Source organism: Pseudodonghicola xiamenensis DSM 18339, assembly GCF_000429365.1.
Taxonomy (GTDB): Bacteria; Pseudomonadota; Alphaproteobacteria; order Rhodobacterales; family Rhodobacteraceae; genus Pseudodonghicola; species Pseudodonghicola xiamenensis.
The window spans coordinates 59401-79916 of sequence record NZ_AUBS01000005.1 but is presented as its reverse complement, the minus strand read 5'-3'; the positions used below and the strand labels follow the sequence as shown (position 1 = coordinate 79916).

Here is a 20516-nt window from a genome sequence, read left to right as displayed (position 1 = left end):
GCCGGCGTGGGGTCCGGGCGGTGGACTGAGCCCCGCGCTGTCGGCGCCTCTTTCACCCGGGGCCGATATCCGCTAAAGCCGCTCTGACCCATGACAGACACGCGGACCGCGACCGATGAAATTCACCCTCTCCTGGCTGAAAGACCACCTCGATACCACCGCATCGGTGGAAGAGATCTCCGAGGCGCTGACCGACCTCGGGCTCGAGGTGGAAGAGATCACCAATCCGGCAGAGCGGCTGAAGGATTTTACCATCGGCCGTGTCACCCATGCTGAACAGCACCCCGATGCCGATCGGCTGCGGGTTTGCACTGTGGCAACCGATAGCGGCGAAACCCAGATTGTTTGCGGTGCGCCGAATGCGCGGGAAGGCATCACCGTGGTGGTGGCCAAGCCCGGCACCTATGTCCCGGGCATCGACATCACCATTCAGGTCGGCAAGATCCGCGGCATCGAGAGCCACGGCATGATGTGCTCGGAACGCGAGATGGAGCTGTCGGACGAACATAACGGCATCATCGAGCTGCCCTCGGGAGAGGTCGGTCAGCGTTTCATCGACTGGCTGGCCGAGAACGATCCGGCCAAGGTCGATCCGGTGATCGAGATCGCCATCACCCCCAACCGTCCCGATGCGCTGGGCGTGCGCGGCGTGGCCCGCGATCTGGCCGCCCGTGGCCTTGGCACGCTGAAGCCGCGCGAAACCGTGCCGGTGCCGGGGGAATTCCCCTGTCCGGTCAGCGTCACCATCGACGAGGATACGCTGGATGGCTGCCCGGTCTTCGCTGGCCGGCTGATCCGGGGCGTCAAGAATGGCCCGTCGCCGCAATGGCTGCAGGATCAGCTCAAGGCGATCGGGCTGCGGCCGATTTCGGCGCTGGTCGATATCACCAACTTCTTCACCTTCGACCGCAACCGCCCGCTGCACGTCTTCGACGCCGACAAGGTCGGTTCGGAGCTGCGGGTGCATCGCGCCAAGGGCGGTGAGACCCTGCTGGCGCTCGATGAGAAGGAATACACCATGCCCGAGGGCGCGATGGTGATTTCCGACGACAAGGGGATCGAAAGCATTGCCGGTATCATGGGCGGCGAGGACAGCGGTTGTTCCGATGCCACCGTGAACGTCTTTGTCGAAAGCGCCTTTTGGGATCACATCCAGATCGCGCTGACCGGCCGGGCGCTCAAGATCAATTCCGACGCGCGCTATCGGTTCGAGCGTGGCGTCGATCCGGCCTTCACTATCGAGGGGCTGGAGCTGGCGACGCAGATGATCCTCGATCTCTGCGGTGGCGAGCCCTCCGAAATCGTGGTGGCTGGTGCGATCCCCGACGTGTCGCGTGCCTATCGGCTGGACCCGGCGCGGGTGCAATCGCTGGTCGGCATGGATATTCCCGAAAGCGATCAGCGCCAGACGCTGACCCGGCTGGGCTTCCGGCTGGAAGGCAACATGGCCCATGTGCCGAGCTGGCGCCCCGATGTGCAGGGCGAGGCCGATCTGGTCGAGGAGGTGGCGCGGATCGCGTCGTTGACCGGGCTGCAGGGCCGGCCGTTGCCGCGTCTGACCGACGGGGTGTCGAAACCGGTGATGACGCCGATGCAGCGCCGGTTGCAGATCGGGCGGCGCACCGTGGCCGCGCTCGGCTACAACGAATGCGTGACCTATTCCTTTATTGATCAGGCTTCGGCGGCGTTGTTCGGTGGTGGCGACGACACGACCATGCTGGAAAACCCGATCAGCAGCGACATGTCGCATCTGCGCCCGGCGTTGCTGCCGGGGTTGTTGCAAGCGGCGGCGCGTAATCAGGCGCGTGGTTATATGGACCTGGCGCTGTTCGAGGTGGGCCCTGCCTTCCACGGTGGTGAGCCGCAGCAGCAGCACGAGCTGATCACCGGCCTGCTGGTCGGTCGCACCGGCCCGAAGGATGTGCATGGGGCCTCGCGGCCGGTCGATGTCTTTGACGCCAAGGCCGATGCCGAGGCGGTACTTGCCGCCATCGGCGCGCCGGCCAAGGTGCAGATCCTGCGCGGCGCGCGCGAGTGGTGGCATCCCGGCCGTCATGGCAAGATTTGCCTCGGGCCGAAGAAGGTTCTCGGGATCTTCGGCGAGTTGCACCCCCGCGTGCTCGAGGCGATGGATGTGAAGGGACCGGCGGTCGCCTTCACCCTCTGGCCGGGCGAAGTGCCGTTGCCGCGCAAATCGGGCGCCACCCGCCCGGCGCTGGAATTGCGCGACCTGCAGGCGGTGGAACGCGATTTCGCCTTTGTCGTCGATGCCGAGGTCGAGGCGCTGACGCTGGTCAATGCCGCCGCTGGTGCCGACAAGACGCTGATCGAAGAGGTGCGGGTGTTTGATGAATTCGTCGGCGGCAGCCTGGGTGAGGGGAAGAAATCCCTGGCCATCACGGTGCGGCTGCAGCCGAGCGACAAGACCCTGACCGAAAAAGAGATCGAGGCGGTCGCCGTCAAGGTCGTCGAGAAGGTCACCAAGGCGACCGGCGCCACCCTGCGCGGCTGAGGTCATCCCCTGCGGGGGAAAATCGGAATGAAGGAAAGGGGGCGCGCTGGCGCCCCTTTTTGCATTCTGTTCCTCGGGGGTGGCTGCAAAGGGCGGCATGGGGCATCATGTGGGCGGACTTAGGAGCAGGAGCCGGGAGAAGGCACATGTTTCAGGACCGTGACGATGCGGGACGACAGTTGGCCAGGGCCGTGATCGCGGCGGCACCAGCGGATCCGGTGGTTCTGGCGCTACCGCGTGGCGGGGTGCCGTTGGGGGTGGCGGTGGCCGGGGCCCTGGGCGCGCCGCTCGATCTGTTGATGGTACGCAAGATCGGGATGCCGGGACAGCAAGAGGTGGCGGCAGGCGCCGTGGTCGACGGTCCGGCGCCGGTCACGCTTTTCAATACGGAACTTCTGCGCCGCACCGGGCTGAGCGAGGCGGATTTCGCCCCACGGATCGCCGAGCTGAAGGACGAGATCGAGGCGCGCAGAAGCCGGTATCTCTCCGGGCGGGCGCCGGTGCCGGTGGCGGGCAGAACCGCCATCGTGGTCGATGACGGCATTGCCACTGGCGCGACCGCGCGCGTGGCGTTGCGGGCGCTCAGGGGGCAGAATCCGGCGGCGATCTGGATCGCGGTGCCGGTGGTGCCCACCGCACTGCTGCCCCGGCTGGAGGCCGAGGCCGATCGGGTGATCTGCCTGGATGCCCCGCAGCAGTTCTGGGCGGTGGGGGACGCCTATCGCGATTTCTCGCAGGTCGGGGACGCGGCGGTTGTCGATTGCCTGCGCCGCTTCGACCGGGGCTAGTGGTCATGGCCGGCGTGGCAGGCTATGCCGGGGCGGAGCGAATTTAGAGGAGATGCCGATGGCCCTGAACGTATATCTTTCCGGTGAAATCCACACTGATTGGCGCGACCGCATTGTCGCCGGGGCCGCAGGGCTCGATATCGCGTTCGAGGGGCCGGTGACCGATCATGCGGCCAGCGATGATTGCGGCGTTCGTATCCTGGGCGCCGAGCTGAACAAGTTTTGGCACGATCACAAGGGGGCCAAGCTGAACGCGATCCGGACCCGCAGGGGTATCGCCGGTGCGGATGTCGTCGTGGTCCGGTTCGGTGAGCAGTACAAGCAATGGAATGCCGCTTTCGACGCAGGCTATGCTGCGGCACTGGGCAAGTCGCTGATCGTGCTGAGCCCGCCGGACCATCAGCATGCCCTGAAGGAGGTTCACGCCGCCGCGCTGGCGGTGGCGCAGGAGCCCGAGCAGGTGGTGCAGATCCTGCGCTATGTGCTGACCGGGGATTTGCCGGGCTGATATTGCCGTAGCGCGGCGGCAAGGCGCGCGACACCGGTTTCCAGCGCATCGGGGGCGAACCCGGCATAGCCCAGCACCAGCCCCTGGGGGCCGTCTCCGTCGGGCCAATAGGCCGAAAGCGCCCGCAAGGTGATGCCGGCGGCCTGCGCGATGGCGGAAATCTGCAGGTCGGGGACGCCGCTCAGCGCTGGTCCGATCCGGCAGATCAGATGCATCCCGGCCGGATCCGGCGCGGCGATCAGATGTTCGGGCAGGTGTCGGGCCAGGGCCGCGCGCACCGCCGTTTGCCGCGCGGCATAGAGCCGCCGCATCCGGCGCAGATGGGTGGCGAATTCACCGCTGTCCATGAACCCTGCCAGCGCGGGTTGCGGGATCAGCGAGGCGCGCGGCCCGGTCTCTGCCAGTGCCGCGCGCATCGGGGCCAGCAGCCGCTGCGGCAGCAGCACATAGCCGAGGCGCAGCGCGGGAGAGAGCAATTTCGAGAAGCTGCCGACATAGATCACCCGGTCTGCATCAAGCGCGGCGAGTGGTGGCAGGGGCGTGCCAGTATAGCGGAATTCGCTGTCGTAATCGTCTTCGATCACCCAGGCATCGGTGCGCCGTGCCCAGTCGATCAGGGCCAGCCGGCGCGCCAGCGGCAGGGTCATGCCCATGGGGTAATGACGTGACGGGGTGACGATGACGCCGCGGGCCCTGGCGCCCGGGGGCAGGACGGCGCCGTCGTCGTCCAATGCCATCGCAACCGGGGCCGTTCCGGCGCGTGTCAGCGCCGCCCGCATTGGTGCATAGCCGGGGCTCTCCGTCAGCACCTGGTCGCCGGGACGGAACAGGATGCGCGCGAGAAGCTCGAAGGTTTCTGTCGCGCCGGAGGTGATCACCACCTGGGTGCCGGATCGGTCAAGCCCGCGCCAGGCAGCCAGATGGGCGGCGATGGCGGCCCGCAAGGGGGCCCAGCCGAAGGGGTCGGCGCGGGCCAGCAGCGCCGGTTCCGGTCGGCGCCAAGCGCGGTCCAGGTGGCGGGCCCAGGCGGCATGGGGGAATTGCGCCATGTCGGGGGCACCGGGCTGAAACATCCTGAGTGGCTCGGGCGGTGGTGGCGTGGTGTCGATGGCCGGTGCCGGAGGCGGTGCCAGATGCGGCAGATCGCGGGCGACATAGGTGCCGGCCCCGGGGCGAGTTTCCAGGTACCCTTCGGCCAGAAGCTGGTCGAGGGCGGTCAGGGCGGTCTGCCGCGAGACGGAGAGATCGCGCGCCAACTGCCGGCTGGCAGGGAGCCGGGCGCCGGGGTGCGCGCGTCCCGAGAGGATCATCTGTCTGAGAGCTTCGGCCAGTTGCTGGTGCAGCGGCGGGCCGGCAGCGCGGTTGAGGCTGAGGCCGAACAATGCAGCCTGAAAATTGGTCCGTTCTGATTTATCAAAATTGGCCATTTCTAGAAGACCAATCTCATGCGAGGGAGGGCAGCACAAGCCATTCCGGAAAGGACCGCCATGGATCTGAAGATCACCGACCGCAGCCGGTTGCGCCGCGCGCATGAGCGGGGGCACTTCGACCGTGCCAGCATCGACGCCATTCTCGACGCCCAGCCGACGTGTTCGGTGGGCTATGTGATGGAGGGCAAGCCCTATGTCACCCCCACGCTGCAATGGCGCGAGGGCGATCATGTCTATTGGCACGGCTCCAGCGCCAGCCGGGCGCTCCGGGCGGGCAAGGAGGCGGAGGTTTGCCTGAACGTCTCGATCCTCGATGGCTTCGTGATGGCGCGCTCGGGGTTCCACCATTCGGTCAATGCGCGGTCGGTCACCCTGTTCGGCACCGCTTTCGTGGTGCCGGAGGAGGAAAAGCAGGATCGGCTGTCCACCTTCATCGACGGGCTTTGGCCCGGGCGGGCGGCGATGCTACGGCCGAACAACGCGCAGGAGCTGAAGGCGACGATGATCCTGGGGTTGGAGATCAAGGAGGGGGCGGCCAAGGTGCGCAGTGGCCCGCCGGGCGACGACGAAGAGGATTACGCGCTGCCGATCTGGGCGGGCGTCATTCCGATCGAAAGCCGCGCCGGCGCGCTGGTGCCCGATCCGCGCAATCTCGAGGGCGTCGAGCCGCCCGCGCATCTGACCGGGTTTCGCTGGCCGCGCTGAGCACGGCCAGCCAGAAAATCAGGGGCGGGGCGGGATGTTCATCCCGGCCTGCACCGCCGGACGGGCGAGGAAGCGGTCGAGATAGGCGATCACATTGGGAAAGCCGGTCCAGCCCACCACCTCCTTCGCGCCATAGAAATCGAGCGCGTTCAGCCAGGGGGCGATGGCGATATCGGCGATGGAATAGGCGCCGCAGACCCAATCGCGCCCCTCAAGGCGGTTCTCCAGCACGCCGAGCAGCCGCTTGGCCTCGGCGATGTAACGCTCGCGCGGGCGGGGGTCTTCGATCTCGCTGCCGGCGAACTTGTGGAAGAAGCCAAGCTGCCCCAGCATCGGGCCAAGGCCTGCCATCTGCCACATCAGCCATTCGATGATCTCGGCCCGCTCGGATGCGGTCGTGCCGATCAGCTTGCCGGTCTTTTCGGCCAGATAGATCAGGATGGCGCCGCTTTCGAACAGTCCGAGCGGCCCACCGTCAGGCCCCTGCGGGTCGATGATCGCGGGGATCTTGTCGTTGGGATTCAGCGACAGGAATTCCGGGCTTTTCACATCGGTGTCGTCCAGCGTGACCAGATGCGCCTCATAGGGCAGGCCGGTTTCCTCCAGCATGATCGCGACCTTCACGTCGTTCGGTGTCGGATAGGAATAGAGCTGCAGGACGCCGGGATTGGCGGCGGATCATTTCTGGTCGATGGGGAAGTCGGAAAGATCGGGCATAGGAGCTCCTTTCAGGTAGGTCCTGTCCTAGTGGGTTTTGCGTCTGGCTGACAGGGGCAGGCGCGTCAGCGCTTGGCCTCCCCGGGGCTGGCGTTTCGATTCACCGGACCTGCAAATCGCAGGGTCTTGCGGTTCACGAGACCTTGAAACTTGATTACTGTAGAAATATCGCGCGGTTACTGTGCGTTCTGGGGGCAAGAGGAACAAGGGACATGATTCAGGAATTTCGTAAATTCATTTCCAAAGGCAATGTGATGGACATGGCCGTGGGGATCATCATCGGTGCCGCTTTCACCGCAATCGTCAAGTCCATGGTCGACGATCTGGTCAATCCGATTGTCGGGTTGTTCACCGGCGGAATGGATTTCTCGGACCGCTACGTGGTGCTGTCCGGTGAGGTGCCGGCGGGATCGACGCTGGACGCGGCGCGCGAGGCCGGAGCCGCGATTTTCGCCTACGGGTCATTTATCACTGCCGTGATCAACTTCCTGATCATCGCCTTCGTGGTGTTCATGCTGGTGCGCTATGTCAACAAGGTGAAAGAGATGGCGCAGTGCAAGGACGAGGCGCAGGCCGAGGCCGCGGCGCCCGCGGGTCCGACCGAGCTTGAGGTGCTGCTGGAAATTCGCGACACGCTGAAGAAGGGCTGAGGCCGCCGCCGGGAAGTGCCGCGACCCGCTGTTCAAGTACGATTGAAAAGGAAAGGTAAGTAGAATGCAGGAAACGATCTCGGGGCTGAGCAGTGAGCTCAGCAACGAACTGGGCTGGCTGATGCCCTTGCTGACCAGCGCGGTGAAGGCGCTGGTGGTTCTGATCGTTGGTTGGATCGTTGCCGGGTGGGTTGGCAATGTGATCCGCCGCCGCATCAACAGAACCCCGCATATCGACCCGACGCTGGGAAATTTCGTCGCCAGTACGGTGAAATGGGTCGTGCTGGCAATGGTGCTGGTGGCGATCCTCGGGATCTTCGGGATCCAGGCGACCAGTCTTGTCGCCATCATGGGCGCTGCCTCCCTGGCTATCGGTCTGGCCCTGCAGGGCACATTGTCCGACCTGGCCGCTGGGGTGATGCTGGTGGTCTTTCGGCCCTACAAGCTGGGGAATTTCGTCGATATCGGTGGCACCTCGGGCACAGTGAAGGATCTGACGCTGTTCACCACCGAACTGGCGACAGGTGACAACATCCAGATCATCATTCCCAACGGCAAGGCCTGGGGTGCGGTGATCACCAATTATTCGGCCAACCCGACCCGGCGGGTCGATCTGACCTTCGGCATTGATTACGGTGATGATATCGACCGGGCGATGGAAATCATCCTTGAGCTCGCCAATGCCGATGCCCGGGTTCTGAGCGATCCGGAGCCCTGGGTGCGGGTGACCAATCTGGGTGACAGTTCAGTCGATATCACCACCCGGCTGTGGTGTGCCTCTGCGGATTACTGGGAGCTGAAATTCGCCATGACCAAGGCGGTGAAGGAAGCCTTCGACAAAGGCGGCATCTCGATCCCCTATCCGCATCAGGTCGAGGTCCGCAAGGAGGGCTGAGCGGGTCTTTCACGGGCATGACGACCGGCCGGGGATATCCTTCCCGGCCGGTTTTCTTTTGCCTTGCCGCTCGGCGCCCCGGGGCGGGGGCTTTTCGCCAGGGGCGGCTCAGGAGCGGACGGCGCTGGCTGGCGACAGCACCTTGATCCCCTGCGCCGCGCCGACGGCGGCATAGGTCAGATGGCCGGCGTGGACGTTCAGCCCGTTCAGCAGGTTCGGATCGTCCAGACAGGCCTGGCGCCAGCCCTTATCGGCCAGGGCCAGAAGGAAGGGCAGGGTGGCGTTCGACAACGCGATGGTCGAGGTTCGCGCGACCGCGCCGGGCATATTGGCGACGCAATAGTGCAGGATGCCGTCGACCTCGTAGATCGGGGCGGCGTGGGTGGTGGCGTGGGAGGTCTCGAAACAACCGCCCTGGTCGATCGCCACATCGACCATCGCCGCGCCGGGTTTCATCAGCGCCAGATCGGCCCGGTGCACCAGCTTGGGCGCTTCGGCCCCGGGGATCAGCACCGCCCCGATCACCAGATCGGCCCGGGCCAGATGTTCGGCCAGCACCCCGGCCGAAGAATAGCCGGTGCGAAAATCCCGCCCGAAGACATCGTCGAGATAGCGCAGCCGGGGCAGCGAACGGTCCAATACGGTGACATCGGCGCCCATGCCGGCGGCAACCCGGGCAGCATGGGTGCCGACCACCCCGCCGCCGATCACCAGCACCCGGGCGGGATTGACACCGGGCACGCCGCCCAGCAGCACGCCGCGGCCGCCATTGGCCTTTTGCAGCGTCCAGGCGCCGACCTGCGGCGCCAGCTTGCCGGCGACCTCGGACATCGGCGCCAGGAGCGGCAGGCCGCCGCGATCGTCGGTCACCGTCTCATAGGCGATGCAGGTGGCGCCGGAGGCCAGCAGATCGCGGGTCTGATCCGGATCGGGGGCGAGGTGGAGATAGGTGAACAGAACCTGACCCTTGCGCAGCAGGGCGCGCTCACCGGCCTGGGGTTCCTTGACCTTCACGATCATCTCGGTTTCGGCAAAGACCTCTTGCGCGGTCCGGGCGATGCCGGCGCCTGCGGCGATATAGGCCGCGTCGTCGAATCCCGCGCCGACCCCGGCGCCGGTCTCGACCAGCACCTTGTGCCCATGGGCCGCCGCCTCGCGGGCGGCGTTGGGCGTCAGGCCGACGCGGAACTCCTGCGGTTTGATTTCTTTCGGGCAGCCGATTTTCATCCTGAGTCCTCCCATTCTGAATGTGCTTATAAAATAGGCTGAAATGACCGCAATTTCTGGGAAATTTTAGCTCGCATAGCAGGGGTGATTTCGAATATTCTTCTGGGGTAAGTCTTGTTTTCGCAAAGGACGTGCGCAAATGTCGCTGGACGATACCGATAAACGCATTCTGACCCTGCTGCAGAAGAAGGGGCGGATGTCGAATGCGGATTTGTCCGAGCAGGTGAACCTGTCGCCTTCGGCCTGTCACCGGCGGGTGCAGCGGCTGGAGGCGGATGGCTATATCCGCGATTACGTGGCGCTGCTGGACGCGCGCAAGATGGGCGTGCCGACAACGGTTTTCGTCGAGATCACCCTACAGGCCCAGGCCGATGAGGTGCTGGATGCCTTTGAACGCGCGGTGGCGCGGATCCCGGCGGTGTTGGAATGCCATCTGATGGCGGGCAGCGCCGATTACATCCTGAAGATCGTTGCCGAGGATACCGAGGATTTCGCCCGCATTCACCGGCAATATCTGTCGCGTCTGCCTGGCGTGGCGCAGATGCAGTCCAGTTTCGCGCTGCGCACGGTGTTCCGCACCACTGCTCTACCGGTTTGAACGCCTCGGGTCACCGGGGGCTCAGTCCCTGTCCGTTCGGGGAGTGGGCGTCGTGATTGGGGCCTGGCGCTGATCCTGTGACAATTGCGCCATCGCCTGGGCCACATCGGCCGCCGCCGCGGTTTCTCCCAGATCTGTCAGCATGATGTGGCAATCCTCCAGCGCGAGCAGCACGGTGGTACGTTCTGATCGAACGGCAGCTGCGGAATCGTGACCGCCCGCGGCCTCGCGGACCGCCTGAAGTGCGGAGCTCAGGTGTTTGCTGACGGTATAAAGCTGCGCCTCCATGGCGTGCCGGACCAGTTCTGCAAGCGAATCCTGCAGCCAGGCATAACGCGATTGGGTCATGTGCCGCCTTTCATCGTCAACAGAACTTACCTGCGCTTCCAGGCGGGGGACAGGGGCAGCGAAGGCGGGTACCGTTTAAACATTTTTCAAATACATTTAAGGAGTTTGCCGTGATTCCTCTGCATCGGCAAGCCGGATGCGGGGTCTGCATCGCCGACGGGATCGCGCAGTCTCGCGGGGTTCTCTCTTGTGTCCGATGGCGAGTGATATCAACTATCCGGTGCCGGTTGCCCGTCGTGCTGGCGATTGACACCTAGAATTTACATCGGGGCGCTAGCCCCCAGCTGAGACGCGTCAGAGACGAGAAAAGGAGCAGACCTTGACCGAGGATAACGGGGCCCAGTCGATGGACTGGCTGGAAGCCGAATTGCAGGACACCTTTGACGAGGATCTGGAAATCGAATTCGCGGAGCCGATGCTGTCGCTGGAGATCCGCAAGATCTATAACGAGGCGCACCCGGACCTGCTGGATCGCAAGGTTTATTTCCGCAACCTGCTGAGGCTGCAGGCGGAGCTGATCAAGATGCACTATTGGGTGCAGCATACCGGTGCCAAGGTCTGCATCCTGTTCGAAGGGCGGGACGCCGCCGGCAAGGGGGGCGTGATCAAGCGGATCACCCAACGGCTGAACCCGCGGGTGGCCCGGGTCGTGGCCTTGCCGGCGCCGAGCCGGCGGGAACAGAGCCAGTGGTACTTCCAGCGTTATGTGCCGCATTTGCCGGCCGCGGGCGAAATCGTGCTGTTCGATCGGTCCTGGTACAACCGCGCCGGGGTCGAGCGGGTGATGGGCTTTGCCTCGGACGATCAGGTCGAACAGTTTTTCCAGGACGTTCCCGAATTCGAACGCATGCTGGTGCGCTCCGGCATCATCCTGTTGAAATACTGGTTCTCGATCACTGACGAGGAACAGCAGTTCCGCTTTCTGATGCGGATCCACGATCCGATGAAACAGTGGAAGCTGTCGCCGATGGATCTGGAAAGCCGGATCCGCTGGGAGGATTATACCAAAGCCAAGGAAGAGATGTTCGCCCGCACCAATATCGCCGAGGCGCCTTGGTACATCGTCGAGGGCAACGACAAGAAACGCGAGCGGTTGAACTGCATCGAACACCTGCTGACCAAGATCCCCTATGAGGATATCCCGCAGGAGAAGGTCGAACTGACCGAGCGCATGTATAATCCGGATTATGAACGTCAGGTCCTGCCGGATGAGCTCTACGTGCCCAAGATCTACTGATCCTGGTCAGCGACGCGCGTCCAGAAACGCCTCGAATGCCTTGAGCGTCACGTCTGAGACGTGATGCTCCATCCCTTCTGCGTCCAGTTCGGCAGTTTCGGGCGGCACGCCGAGCGCCGTCAGCACTTCGACCACCACCCGATGCCGGGCCCGGACCCTGTCGGCCAGGGCCAGTCCATCTTCGGTCAAAAACACCCCGCGATAAGGGCGCGAAACCGCAAGGCCTTCGCGCTTCAGTCGGGCTACCGCCTTGGTGGCTGTGGGGTGGGTGACCCCCATGCGCTTGGCGATGTCGGTGATTCGGGCCTCGCCCATCTCTTCCATCAGATCGCCGATCATCTCGGCATAATCTTCGAGAATGGCGACCGATTGCGCCGCGCGGGCCTGGTTGAACCGGTCGGCGGCCTCTGATTCGGCTGCGGTGCAGGTCTGCTCGGTCTGCGGCATGGGGGCAATCTCCTGCGGTTGCGGCGGTCCGCCTCTCCGACGTGGTCGAAAGCGGGGGTACATATTGCAGATGCTACTTCATTTTGCAAACCGGCTTTCAAAATTTTGAGGGAGACGGGGCGACATGTCGTTGCCTCTTGTCAAAAATGTAGCTTTGGCTTTATTTCGTCATTGCCAGGCCCGAAGGCCAGATATTGAAGGATGAGTTCCGATGACCACGGGCCGCGCTCCCAAGCTTTCTCGAAGTACCCGCAAGACCCAATTGGGGATGGCCCAGGTTCTGTCCGGCCACCGGCGCGGGGTGAGGGCGGCGCTGCTTTTTGCAGGGCCCGCGATCATCGCCTCGGTCGCCTATATGGATCCGGGCAACTATGCGACGAACATTCAGGCCGGTGCCGGCTATGGGTACAAGCTGTTGTGGGTGGTGCTGGTCGCCAACCTGATCGCGATGCTGTTTCAGGGGCTGTCGGCCCGGCTTGGGATCGTCACCGGCAAGAACCTGGCCGAACTCAGCCGCGATCACTTTCCGCGTCCGGTGATCTGGGTCATGTGGGCGGTGAGCGAGGTGGCCGCCATGGCCACCGATCTGGCCGAGTTTCTGGGCGGCGCCATCGGTCTGGCGCTGTTGTTCGACATGCCGCTGCTGGCGGGGATGGGGATCACCGCCATCGTCACCTATGCATTGCTGCTGTTCGAAGGGCGTGGGTTTCGCCCGATGGAGCTGATCATCGGCGCTTTCGTCGGCACCATCAGCCTGTGCTATCTGGTCGAGGTCTTCATTGCGCCCATCGCCTGGGGGGAGGCCGGGGCTGGGCTGATCACGCCGGATCTGCCGGACCTGGCGGCTCTGACCATTGCGGTGGGGATCATCGGGGCGACGGTGATGCCACATGCGATCTATCTTCATTCGGGACTGACCCAGCACCGGGCCCTGGTGCATGACGATCGGGAGCGGCGGCTGGTTCTGAAATTCTCGAATATCGAGGTGGTGGTGGCGCTGGCCGCTGCCGGTCTGGTGAATATGGCGATGGTGATGATGGCGGCGAGCGCCTTTCATTCCGGCCACAGCGAAGTGGCCGAGATCGAGACCGCCTATCACATGCTGACCCCGCTTCTGGGCGGTGCGGCGGCTGCGGTCTTCCTCATCTCGCTGATTTCCTCGGGGATCTCCAGTTCGGTGGTCGGCACCATGGCGGGGCAGTTGATTATGCAGGGGTTCTTGCGTGTCAGCTTGCCGTTGTGGTTCCGCCGCGCGGTGACGATGGTGCCGGCCTTCGCGGTGGTGGCAATGGGGGCCAATGCGACCGATGCGCTGGTGATTTCCCAGGTCATCTTGTCGATCGCCTTGCCGGTGCCGATGGTGGCGTTGATCATCTTCGTCTCGCGCCCTGACATCATGGGGGCCTTCCGCATTCGGCGCCCGACCCAGGTTGCCGCCGTGTTGGGCGCGGCGCTGGTGTTGTCGTTGAACATGGTGCTTCTGGTGCAGGCCTTCGGGATCGACTTGCCGGGGCTGGGGTGACGGCGGAAGGGTGGAAGCGGGCCTTGAGGAAACAGGGGCCTAAAACGACAAACCCCCGGGGCCGGGCCGCGGGGGTCGTCTGAAACGTATTTAAGCGCCGGAACTGGCTGCTTGACGAAGGGCTTAGAGAAGACCTTCGCGCTGGGCTTTCTTGCGCGCCAGTTTACGGGCACGACGGATCGCTTCAGCTTTCTCGCGCGCTTTCTTCTCGGACGGTTTCTCGAAATGTTGCTTCAGCTTCATTTCACGGAAAACGCCTTCGCGCTGCAGCTTTTTCTTCAGGGCACGAAGCGCCTGATCGACATTGTTGTCGCGAACACTAACCTGCATGTGGTTGTCACCACCTTTCTAGATTCGAGTTGCAAGGATTTGCAGGAAGTGGCCGTATAGCAAGCAAAGCCTATTTTGTCTAGTGTGCAGGTAGATGGCGAAGGAGGCCTGATCATGCAATCCGATGACACCCCGATTCCGACCCAGGACGAGATCAAGGCGCGGCTGCTGGACGCGGCGCTGATCCATGTGGCTTTCGATGGCTGGACCGAGGCGACGTTCAGGGCCGCGGCGCAGGATGCCGGGATCGAGCCGGCGATGGCCCTTGCCCTGTGCCCGCGCGGTGCGGTCGATCTGGCAATCGCCTATCACAAGCGCGGCGATCTGGCGATGGTCGAGCGGATGAAGATCTCCGACATGACCGGGATGCGCTATCGTGACAAGGTGGCGCAGGCGGTGCGGTTCCGGCTGGAGGCGGCCACCGACAAGGAGGCCGTGCGGCGTGGCGTGACGCTGTTTGCCTTGCCACAGCACGCCGCCGATGGCGCCAAGCTGATCTGGGGCACCGCAGATGCGATCTGGACCGCGCTTGGCGATACCTCTGAGGATGGTAACTGGTATTCGAAGCGTGCGACGCTCTCGGCAGTCTATTCCTCGACCGTGCTCTATTGGCTGGGCGACGACAGCCCGGAGCATGCGGCGACCTGGGCGTTCCTTGATCGGCGGATCGACGATGTGATGCGGATCGAAAGCTTCAAGGCGCAGGCGCGGCGCAATCCCCTGCTGATGCCCTTCATGATCGGCCCCGACTGGCTGGCCAAGCAGATCAAGGCGCCGAAGGAGCGGGATCAGGATTTGCCCGGCTCTCTCCAGCCGCGCGCCTGAGAGGGACTCGTCACGAGGGGGCAACCCGTATATCCCTGATGCGAAACAGCAATGGGCGCGCCGGGCAGGCGCGCCGCGGGAAGGGAGAGCCCAGATGTCCGAGACCATGCGCGCCGTCGAGATTGCCGATCCCGGCGGGCCGGAGGTTCTGAAACTCACCTCGCGCCCGATGCCACGACCGGCACCGGGACAGGTGGTGTTGAAGGTCGCCTATGCCGGGGTCAACCGTCCCGATGCGTTGCAACGGGCGGGCAAATACGCGCCGCCCCCGACCGCCAGCGATCTGCCCGGGCTCGAGGCCTCGGGCGAGGTGGTGGCGCTGGGTGAGGGCGTGTCAGGTTGGGCAATCGGCGACAAGGTCTGTGCCCTGCTGCCCGGCGGCGGCTATGCCGAATATGTGGCGACGCCGGCGGTCCATTGCTTGCGGGTGCCCGAAGGCATGGGGATGAAACAGGCGGCCTGCCTGCCCGAGACCTTCTTTACCGTCTGGTCGAATGTCTTCATGCGCGGCGGGCTGAAGGGCGGTGAGCGGTTCCTGGTCCATGGCGGTTCCTCCGGCATCGGAACGACGGCGATCCAACTGGCCAATGCCTTCGGTGCGCGGGTCTTCGCCACCGCCGGGTCGGCCGAGAAATGCGCGGCCTGTGCCGCGTTGGGGGCGGAGCGGGCGATCAATTACCGCGACGAGGATTTCGTCGAGGTGCTGCGCGCCGAGGGCGGGGCGGATCTGATCCTCGACATGGTCGGCGGCAGCTATATTCCCCGCAACGTCAAGGCGCTGGCCGATGACGGGCGGCTGGTGCAGATCGCCTTTCTGACCGGTCCCAAGGTGGAGCTGAACTTCGCCCAGGTGATGACCCGTCGGCTGACGATCACCGGATCAACACTCAGGCCGCAAAGCGATCTGGCCAAGGCGCGGATCGCCGGAGAGCTGTCCGAAGCGGTCTGGCCGTTGCTGGATGCGGGCAAGGTCGCCCCGGTGATGGACAGTGAGTTCCCCTTCGAAGACGCCGCCGCCGCCCATGCACGGATGGAAACCTCCGGCCATATCGGCAAGATCGTCCTGAAGGTCGCATAAGTGCGCCAATTTTCTTGAAACGAAAATTGCCCGGAAAATTCATAATTTTCCGGGCCTTTGTCTGGCGTTCCGCTGTTTTCTATCTGCGGTGCGAGAGGCTCAGCGCAGCAGCGGCAGGCGTCCGCAAATCCGGTCGACCGCCTTGCGCGGTCCGGCCAGAAGGATCGCCTGCGGTGCATGATCGGCGAGCGGGGCGGCAGCGATGCGCGCGGTGTAATCGGTATAATCCCGGGCCCGGAAGGCGGCCTCCATATAGGCCAGACGGACCGGCAGTTCGGCCGCGGCTTCGTAGAGCGTGCCGAGCGTTTCCGCAGGGGCTGAGAGGATCGGCAGGGCGACGGTGGTGATGCCCGGAACGATCTCCTGATCCTGGGTTGGCGTATCTGCCCCGACCAGTTCGGGGTGGCGCTGACCCAGGCTCATTCCCAGGACGGCGGCGAAATTTGCCTTGAGCCCCAGCGGAAGCGTTTCGGCAAGGATGATGACGGGTTTGACTGACATGAGCGGCTCCTTTCGGGGCTGCTCTGCCATGGTGGCGGTGGCAAGGATTGGACGAAATTGACCTTTGGCCGGTCTCGGTGATCAGTGCCGGACCAGTGCCCCGGGGGTTACGCCGTAATGCCGCCGGAACTGACGGATCAGATGCGATTGATCGCAGAAGCCGGCGGCCAGAGCCGCCTCTGCCGCTGTCATTCCGTTGAGCAGTTGGCGGCGGGCGTGATCGACCCGGGCGCGCAGCAGATGGCCGTGGGGCGTCAGCCCCGTTGCGCGGCTGGTGCTGCGGATCAGATAGGAGGGGCTGAGCCCGACCTCTGCCGCCAGTTCTGTCAGGCTGGGGGCGGAGCCCTCCGCCACGCTGGCGGCCAGCCTTTCACGCAGATATCGGATCGCGGCAGGCTCGCTGCCGGGCTGGCGTAACGTTGCGCCGCCGTAATGGGCGAAGGCCTGGGCCAGCACCCGGTGCGCGGCCTCCTCGACGCCGAGGCGCCAGCCGGGGCTCTGTGGGCTGTTCAGCCGCTCCGCCAGTATCGCCAGCGCGCGGGTCAGCCGCAGCCCCTTGTCCTGCGGCGCGATGGTGGCGAACCCCCGCAGGTCGCGCAGGCCGAGAATTTCGCGCACCGCCTGTTCCGAGGCATAAAGCATGTTGTACCGGACCCGTCCGGCGGCGGCGTGTCCGGTGTGGGGTTCTTCCGGGTTCATCAGCGACAGCGATCCCCGCGGCAGGATCATGCTTTCGCCGCGGCAGATATAGCCGCCGGTGCCTTCGGCGATGGCGCCGATGGCGAAGCCTTCATGGGCATGGCGGGTGAAGGTCTGGGTGCTGAAGGCGGCCTCGAACAGCTCGAGCCCGTGATGCCAGCCGAGATGGTGATAGCGGTTGCGCGGCATGGTGGTGGCTTATCAGCCCGAATGGGCGGAGGGAAGCGGTTGCCGCGATGGGGAGGGGACTTGGCGCTGTCGCGAGGCATTCAGAGGCATGGACAAGCTGGATGAATTCGGCATGATCAACGTTCCGCGCCACATACGCGCGCTCCAAGAGGGAGAGCAATCATGACCGAAACCGCCCGCACCGTTGTTTTCGACGCCCCTGGAGGGCCTGAGGTGATGCACATCGTGGATCGTCCGGTGGGGGAGCCCGGCCCGGGAGAACTGCGCATCCGTCATCGGGCCATCGGGTTGAATTTCATCGACACCTATCAGCGCTCGGGTCTCTATCCGATGGATTTGCCGCATCCTCTGGGGATGGAGGCCGCGGGCGTGATCGAGGCGGTGGGCGAGGGGGTTACTCATCTCAAGCCCGGAGATCGCGTGGCCTATGCCTGTCAGCCGCCCGGTGCCTATGCCGAGGCACGGGTGATGAAGGCCGATCAGGTCTGCCCGTTACCGGGGTCGATCAGCTTTGAACAGGGGGCGGCGATGATGTTGAAAGGGATGACGGTGGAATATCTGTTCCATCGCACCACGCCCCTGAAACGCGGCGACACGGTGTTGTTTCACGCGGCCGCCGGCGGGGTCGGGCTGATCGCGTGTCAATGGGCGCGGTCCGAGGGGATCACCCTGATCGGAACAGCCGGCACCGACGAGAAATGCCGTCTGGCGCTGGATCACGGGGCGAGCCATTGCATCAACTACCGGACCGAGGATTTCGTCGCGCGGGTGCGTGAGCTGACCGGCGGGGCAGGTGTTGACGCGGTGATGGATTCGGTGGGCAAGGACACGTTCGAGGGATCGCTCGATTGCCTGAAACCGCTGGGTATGATGATCTCCTTCGGCAATGCCTCGGGCCCGGTGCCGCCGTTCGATATCGGCATTCTCGGGCGGAAAGGATCGCTGAAGCTGACGCGTCCGGTGCTGTTCACCCATCTCGCCGATCACAAGACCTGTCAGGACATGGCGCGACATCTGTTCACCAAGGTGTTGGACGGAGATGTGACGATCCGGATCGACCAGCGGTTTCCGCTCGATCAGGTGGTCGAGGCGCATCGTGCGCTGGAGGCCCGCACCACCACCGGTAGCACCATTCTGGAGCCGTGATTGCTGGGCTTTCCCACGTGGGGCTGGGCGGAAAATTCAGAATTTAATTCTGAATTTTCCTGGGAATTTTCTTTGAGGAAAAATCTCCCCGGCGTTCCGCGCGCGGCCCGGTCGGCCAGCGATTCGCGCTGACACGATCTGTTGGCTGGAAAGCTGAGGGGATGAGGTGAGAGGCTGGACAACGACCCAAGCGGGGCTCGTTACGGCTGCTTCCTTCCGGACCTGACCGGGTTGGCGAGGCGCTCGCCCGCGCCAACCTCTCGCCGGACTACATAGTGGGGTGGGGGGCGGATGGCAAGGCCGCCTGGGCGCTGGGGGTGTTGGCTGGGACAGAATGTCCAACGGGGCCGTCCTGGTGCCCTGTCGCGTCGGGGGAGGCAGGCGCGTCTCCTCTCGGTTAAGCCTTTTGCGCTTGTGGCCGTGGCGGGATGATCAATTCGCCAGTGCTGCCATGCATGTCGCCGGAGCGTAGGACCGGCTTGAGCGGTCGGAGCTCCGGTTCGGCTGTTCCGGTTCGCTGGGCGCGAGCACATGGTCGGCTGGCTGCGGCGGAACCGCACCTCGCGCGGTGTGACGTGACGGGCCAACAGGACAAGCGGCCCGTGTTGCATCGGCGCGTGGAAGAGCGCAGAAAACGGGGCGGAGAACATTGGTGAGAGGCAGGGTATGAAAACGGCGGAACAGGTGACCTTTGGTGGATCGGGTTTGAACCGTGCGGCGGAAATTCGCGGTGATCGGGACCGGCTGGCGGTGCTGCGACGGGACGCGACCGCGCGTTGCCTGCCGGTCTGGCGTGGCAAGCCCTTGCTCTGCGGCGAGGGGTTTTGCGAACTGGCGCTGCTGGAGATGGATCACCCGGTACTGACCGCCGATTATGGCGGGGTGTTGTCCGAGCCGATGTTTCTGGGGCTCGAAGACGATGGAGCGCCACGCTTTGCCGTCGATCTGTCGGGCTGGAGCCCCGAAGAGGTGGACCTGGCCGCGCTCGGGGCCTTCTTCGATCCGACAGAGCAACACCATCCGGATTTGCCCGACGATACTGCCTTTGTCGAATTGCGCCGTGCAATGACGCGGCTCGGCCCGCGCGACGCTGAGCTTGCCGCCACTGCCAAGGCGGTGATCGGCTGGCATGGCAGTCACCGTTTCTGTTCCGCCTGCGGCAAGGAAAGTGTGGTGTCACAGGCCGGCTGGCAGCGTGACTGCCCTGCCTGTGGCACCCATCACTTCCCGCGCACGGATCCGGTGGTGATCATGCTTGTCACCCGTGGCGACACCGTGCTGATGGGGCGGTCGCCCAATTGGCCCGAGGGGATGTATTCCTTGCTGGCGGGCTTCATCGAACCGGGAGAGACGATGGAGGCCGCGGTGCGCCGTGAGGTGTTCGAGGAGGCCGGTGTCCGGGTCGGTCGCGTCCGCTATCTGGCCAGCCAGCCCTGGCCGTTTCCGGCCTCTTTGATGTTCGGCTGCATCGGTGAGGCGCTGACGCAGGAGATCACGGTCGATCCGAAGGAAATCGAGGACGCGATGTGGGTCGGGCGGTCCGAGATGATGGCGGCTTTCGCGGGTGAACACCCTTTGCTCAAACCCGCACGCAAGGGGGCAATTGCGCATTTCCTGCTGCAAAACTGGCTTGCGGACACCCTGGATTAAAGGGAGACTTGCGCTCAGGATATTGAACATGGACCAGGCATGCAGTTTTCGAGCAAGGAAGATATTGACGCCCCCGTCGATACGGTTTTCGCCGCACTAAGTGAATTTGAGGCTTTTGAACGTTCTGCAATCCGCCGAGGCATCGAGGTGCGGCGCGTTGACGAGGACTTGAACACGATCCGGGCCGGCATGGCCTGGGATGCGGCCTTCGATCTGCGTGGCAAGCGGCGCGATCTTCACCTGAAGCTCTGCGATTACGAGGCGCCGAGCAACATGCGGTTCGAATCCGAAAGCTTCGGCCTGATCGGGACCCTGACCATCGACCTGGTGGCGCTGTCGCCGAAGCGGACGCGGATGGGGATGGTTCTGCATCTGGCCCCCAAGACGCTGTCGGCGCGCCTGTTCCTGCAGTCGCTGAAACTTGCCAAGTCCAATCTGACCAAGCGGTTCAAGCAGAAGACCGCTGATTTTGCCAAGAGCATCGAGACCGGCAGACCGCGCCGTCTGTAATCCG

Annotated in this window: 21 protein-coding genes, 1 other RNA gene and 1 pseudogene; 14 read left to right on the top strand and 9 right to left on the bottom strand. The window is 64.3% G+C overall.

Features of this window, described 5'->3' with window-relative positions; genetic code table 11:
* Positions 1–115 precede the first annotated feature (115 nt).
* From pheT to G455_RS0107905, 3 genes are all read left to right on the top strand, one after another.
* Positions 116–2512: a phenylalanine--tRNA ligase subunit beta gene (pheT, locus tag G455_RS0107915; protein WP_028093201.1), complete on the top strand. Its 2397-nt coding sequence runs from the start codon at positions 116–118 to the stop codon at positions 2510–2512.
* A 146-nt stretch (positions 2513–2658) separates the two neighbouring features.
* Positions 2659–3300, top strand: coding sequence for a phosphoribosyltransferase (locus G455_RS0107910; RefSeq protein WP_028093200.1), 642 nt, complete (start codon positions 2659–2661; stop codon positions 3298–3300).
* Positions 3301–3358: 58 nt separating this feature from the next.
* Positions 3359–3808 (top strand): YtoQ family protein, encoded by a 450-nt coding sequence (locus tag G455_RS0107905; protein ID WP_028093199.1) that lies wholly within the window; start codon positions 3359–3361, stop codon positions 3806–3808.
* Here G455_RS0107905 and pdxR read toward each other — a convergent pair.
* Positions 3778–5235, bottom strand: a complete 1458-nt coding sequence (gene pdxR, locus G455_RS23655; protein ID WP_051312287.1) for a MocR-like pyridoxine biosynthesis transcription factor PdxR — start codon at positions 5233–5235, stop codon at positions 3778–3780. The two genes, G455_RS0107905 and pdxR, sit on opposite strands and share 31 nt — an antisense overlap.
* Before the next feature lie 60 nt (positions 5236–5295).
* On the opposite strand from pdxR, the gene G455_RS0107895 reads away from it, so the two are divergent.
* Positions 5296–5943, top strand: coding sequence for a pyridoxamine 5'-phosphate oxidase family protein (locus tag G455_RS0107895; protein ID WP_028093198.1), 648 nt, complete (start codon positions 5296–5298; stop codon positions 5941–5943).
* An 18-nt stretch (positions 5944–5961) separates the two neighbouring features.
* Here the strand turns inward: G455_RS0107895 and G455_RS23650 are convergent, their stop codons facing one another.
* Positions 5962–6600 carry a glutathione S-transferase family protein gene (locus tag G455_RS23650; RefSeq protein ID WP_229861744.1) on the bottom strand — a complete coding sequence of 213 codons (639 nt, stop codon included), beginning with the start codon at positions 6598–6600 and terminating at the stop codon, positions 5962–5964.
* 272 nt (positions 6601–6872) lie between these two features.
* On the opposite strand from G455_RS23650, the gene mscL reads away from it, so the two are divergent.
* Positions 6873–7310, top strand: a complete 438-nt coding sequence (gene mscL / locus G455_RS0107885) for a large conductance mechanosensitive channel protein MscL (protein WP_028093197.1) — start codon at positions 6873–6875, stop codon at positions 7308–7310.
* Positions 7311–7374: 64 nt separating this feature from the next.
* Positions 7375–8205, top strand: a complete 831-nt coding sequence (locus G455_RS0107880) for a mechanosensitive ion channel family protein (protein ID WP_051312286.1) — start codon at positions 7375–7377, stop codon at positions 8203–8205.
* A 108-nt stretch (positions 8206–8313) separates the two neighbouring features.
* On the opposite strand, the gene ald is transcribed toward G455_RS0107880, so the two are convergent.
* Positions 8314–9432: an alanine dehydrogenase gene (gene ald, locus G455_RS0107875; protein ID WP_028093195.1), complete on the bottom strand. Its 1119-nt coding sequence runs from the start codon at positions 9430–9432 to the stop codon at positions 8314–8316.
* Between the two features lie 139 nt (positions 9433–9571).
* Between ald and G455_RS0107870 the strand changes: the two genes are divergently transcribed.
* Positions 9572–10030 (top strand): Lrp/AsnC family transcriptional regulator, encoded by a 459-nt coding sequence (locus tag G455_RS0107870; protein ID WP_028093194.1) that lies wholly within the window; start codon positions 9572–9574, stop codon positions 10028–10030.
* Positions 10031–10051: 21 nt separating this feature from the next.
* Here the strand turns inward: G455_RS0107870 and G455_RS0107865 are convergent, their stop codons facing one another.
* A complete protein-coding gene (locus G455_RS0107865; RefSeq protein ID WP_028093193.1) occupies positions 10052–10378 on the bottom strand; it encodes a hypothetical protein in 327 nt (108 codons plus the stop codon).
* A gap of 346 nt (positions 10379–10724) precedes the next feature.
* Between G455_RS0107865 and ppk2 the strand changes: the two genes are divergently transcribed.
* Complete coding sequence (gene ppk2 / locus G455_RS0107860) at positions 10725–11615, top strand: polyphosphate kinase 2 (protein WP_407636243.1); 891 nt, start codon at positions 10725–10727, stop codon at positions 11613–11615.
* 6 nt (positions 11616–11621) lie between these two features.
* Here ppk2 and mntR read toward each other — a convergent pair whose 3' ends face one another.
* Entirely contained in the window at positions 11622–12062 is a 441-nt protein-coding gene (gene mntR, locus G455_RS0107855; RefSeq protein WP_028093191.1) for a manganese-binding transcriptional regulator MntR, read from the bottom strand.
* A 211-nt stretch (positions 12063–12273) separates the two neighbouring features.
* Between mntR and G455_RS0107850 the strand changes: the two are divergent.
* A pseudogene (locus G455_RS0107850) lies at positions 12274–13497 on the top strand (Nramp family divalent metal transporter); the annotation flags it as partial.
* Between the two features lie 210 nt (positions 13498–13707).
* Here the strand turns inward: G455_RS0107850 and rpsU are convergent.
* A complete protein-coding gene (gene rpsU / locus G455_RS25980; RefSeq protein ID WP_005614280.1) occupies positions 13708–13914 on the bottom strand; it encodes a 30S ribosomal protein S21 in 207 nt (68 codons plus the stop codon).
* Positions 13915–14028: 114 nt separating this feature from the next.
* Here rpsU and G455_RS0107840 point away from each other — a divergent pair, with 114 nt between their 5' ends.
* Positions 14029–14739 (top strand): COQ9 family protein, encoded by a 711-nt coding sequence (locus G455_RS0107840; protein ID WP_051312284.1) that lies wholly within the window; start codon positions 14029–14031, stop codon positions 14737–14739.
* 94 nt (positions 14740–14833) lie between these two features.
* A complete protein-coding gene (locus G455_RS0107835) occupies positions 14834–15817 on the top strand; it encodes an NAD(P)H-quinone oxidoreductase (protein ID WP_028093188.1) in 984 nt (327 codons plus the stop codon).
* Positions 15818–15916: 99 nt separating this feature from the next.
* On the opposite strand, the gene G455_RS0107830 is transcribed toward G455_RS0107835, so the two are convergent.
* Together G455_RS0107830 and G455_RS0107825 are read right to left on the bottom strand one after the other, a co-directional pair.
* Positions 15917–16318: a DUF2000 domain-containing protein gene (locus G455_RS0107830; protein WP_028093187.1), complete on the bottom strand. Its 402-nt coding sequence runs from the start codon at positions 16316–16318 to the stop codon at positions 15917–15919.
* Between the two features lie 81 nt (positions 16319–16399).
* A complete protein-coding gene (locus tag G455_RS0107825) occupies positions 16400–17206 on the bottom strand; it encodes an AraC family transcriptional regulator (RefSeq protein WP_028093186.1) in 807 nt (268 codons plus the stop codon).
* 162 nt (positions 17207–17368) lie between these two features.
* On the opposite strand from G455_RS0107825, the gene G455_RS0107820 reads away from it, so the two are divergent.
* A complete protein-coding gene (locus G455_RS0107820; RefSeq protein ID WP_028093185.1) occupies positions 17369–18352 on the top strand; it encodes a quinone oxidoreductase family protein in 984 nt (327 codons plus the stop codon).
* Positions 18353–18517: 165 nt separating this feature from the next.
* Here the strand turns inward: G455_RS0107820 and ffs are convergent.
* Positions 18518–18614: signal recognition particle sRNA small type (gene ffs / locus G455_RS25975), an RNA gene on the bottom strand.
* A gap of 404 nt (positions 18615–19018) precedes the next feature.
* On the opposite strand from ffs, the gene nudC reads away from it, so the two are divergent.
* A complete protein-coding gene (gene nudC, locus G455_RS0107815; protein ID WP_028093184.1) occupies positions 19019–20002 on the top strand; it encodes an NAD(+) diphosphatase in 984 nt (327 codons plus the stop codon).
* Positions 20003–20041: 39 nt separating this feature from the next.
* Positions 20042–20512 carry an SRPBCC family protein gene (locus G455_RS0107810; protein ID WP_028093183.1) on the top strand — a complete coding sequence of 157 codons (471 nt, stop codon included), beginning with the start codon at positions 20042–20044 and terminating at the stop codon, positions 20510–20512.
* Positions 20513–20516 lie beyond the last annotated feature (4 nt).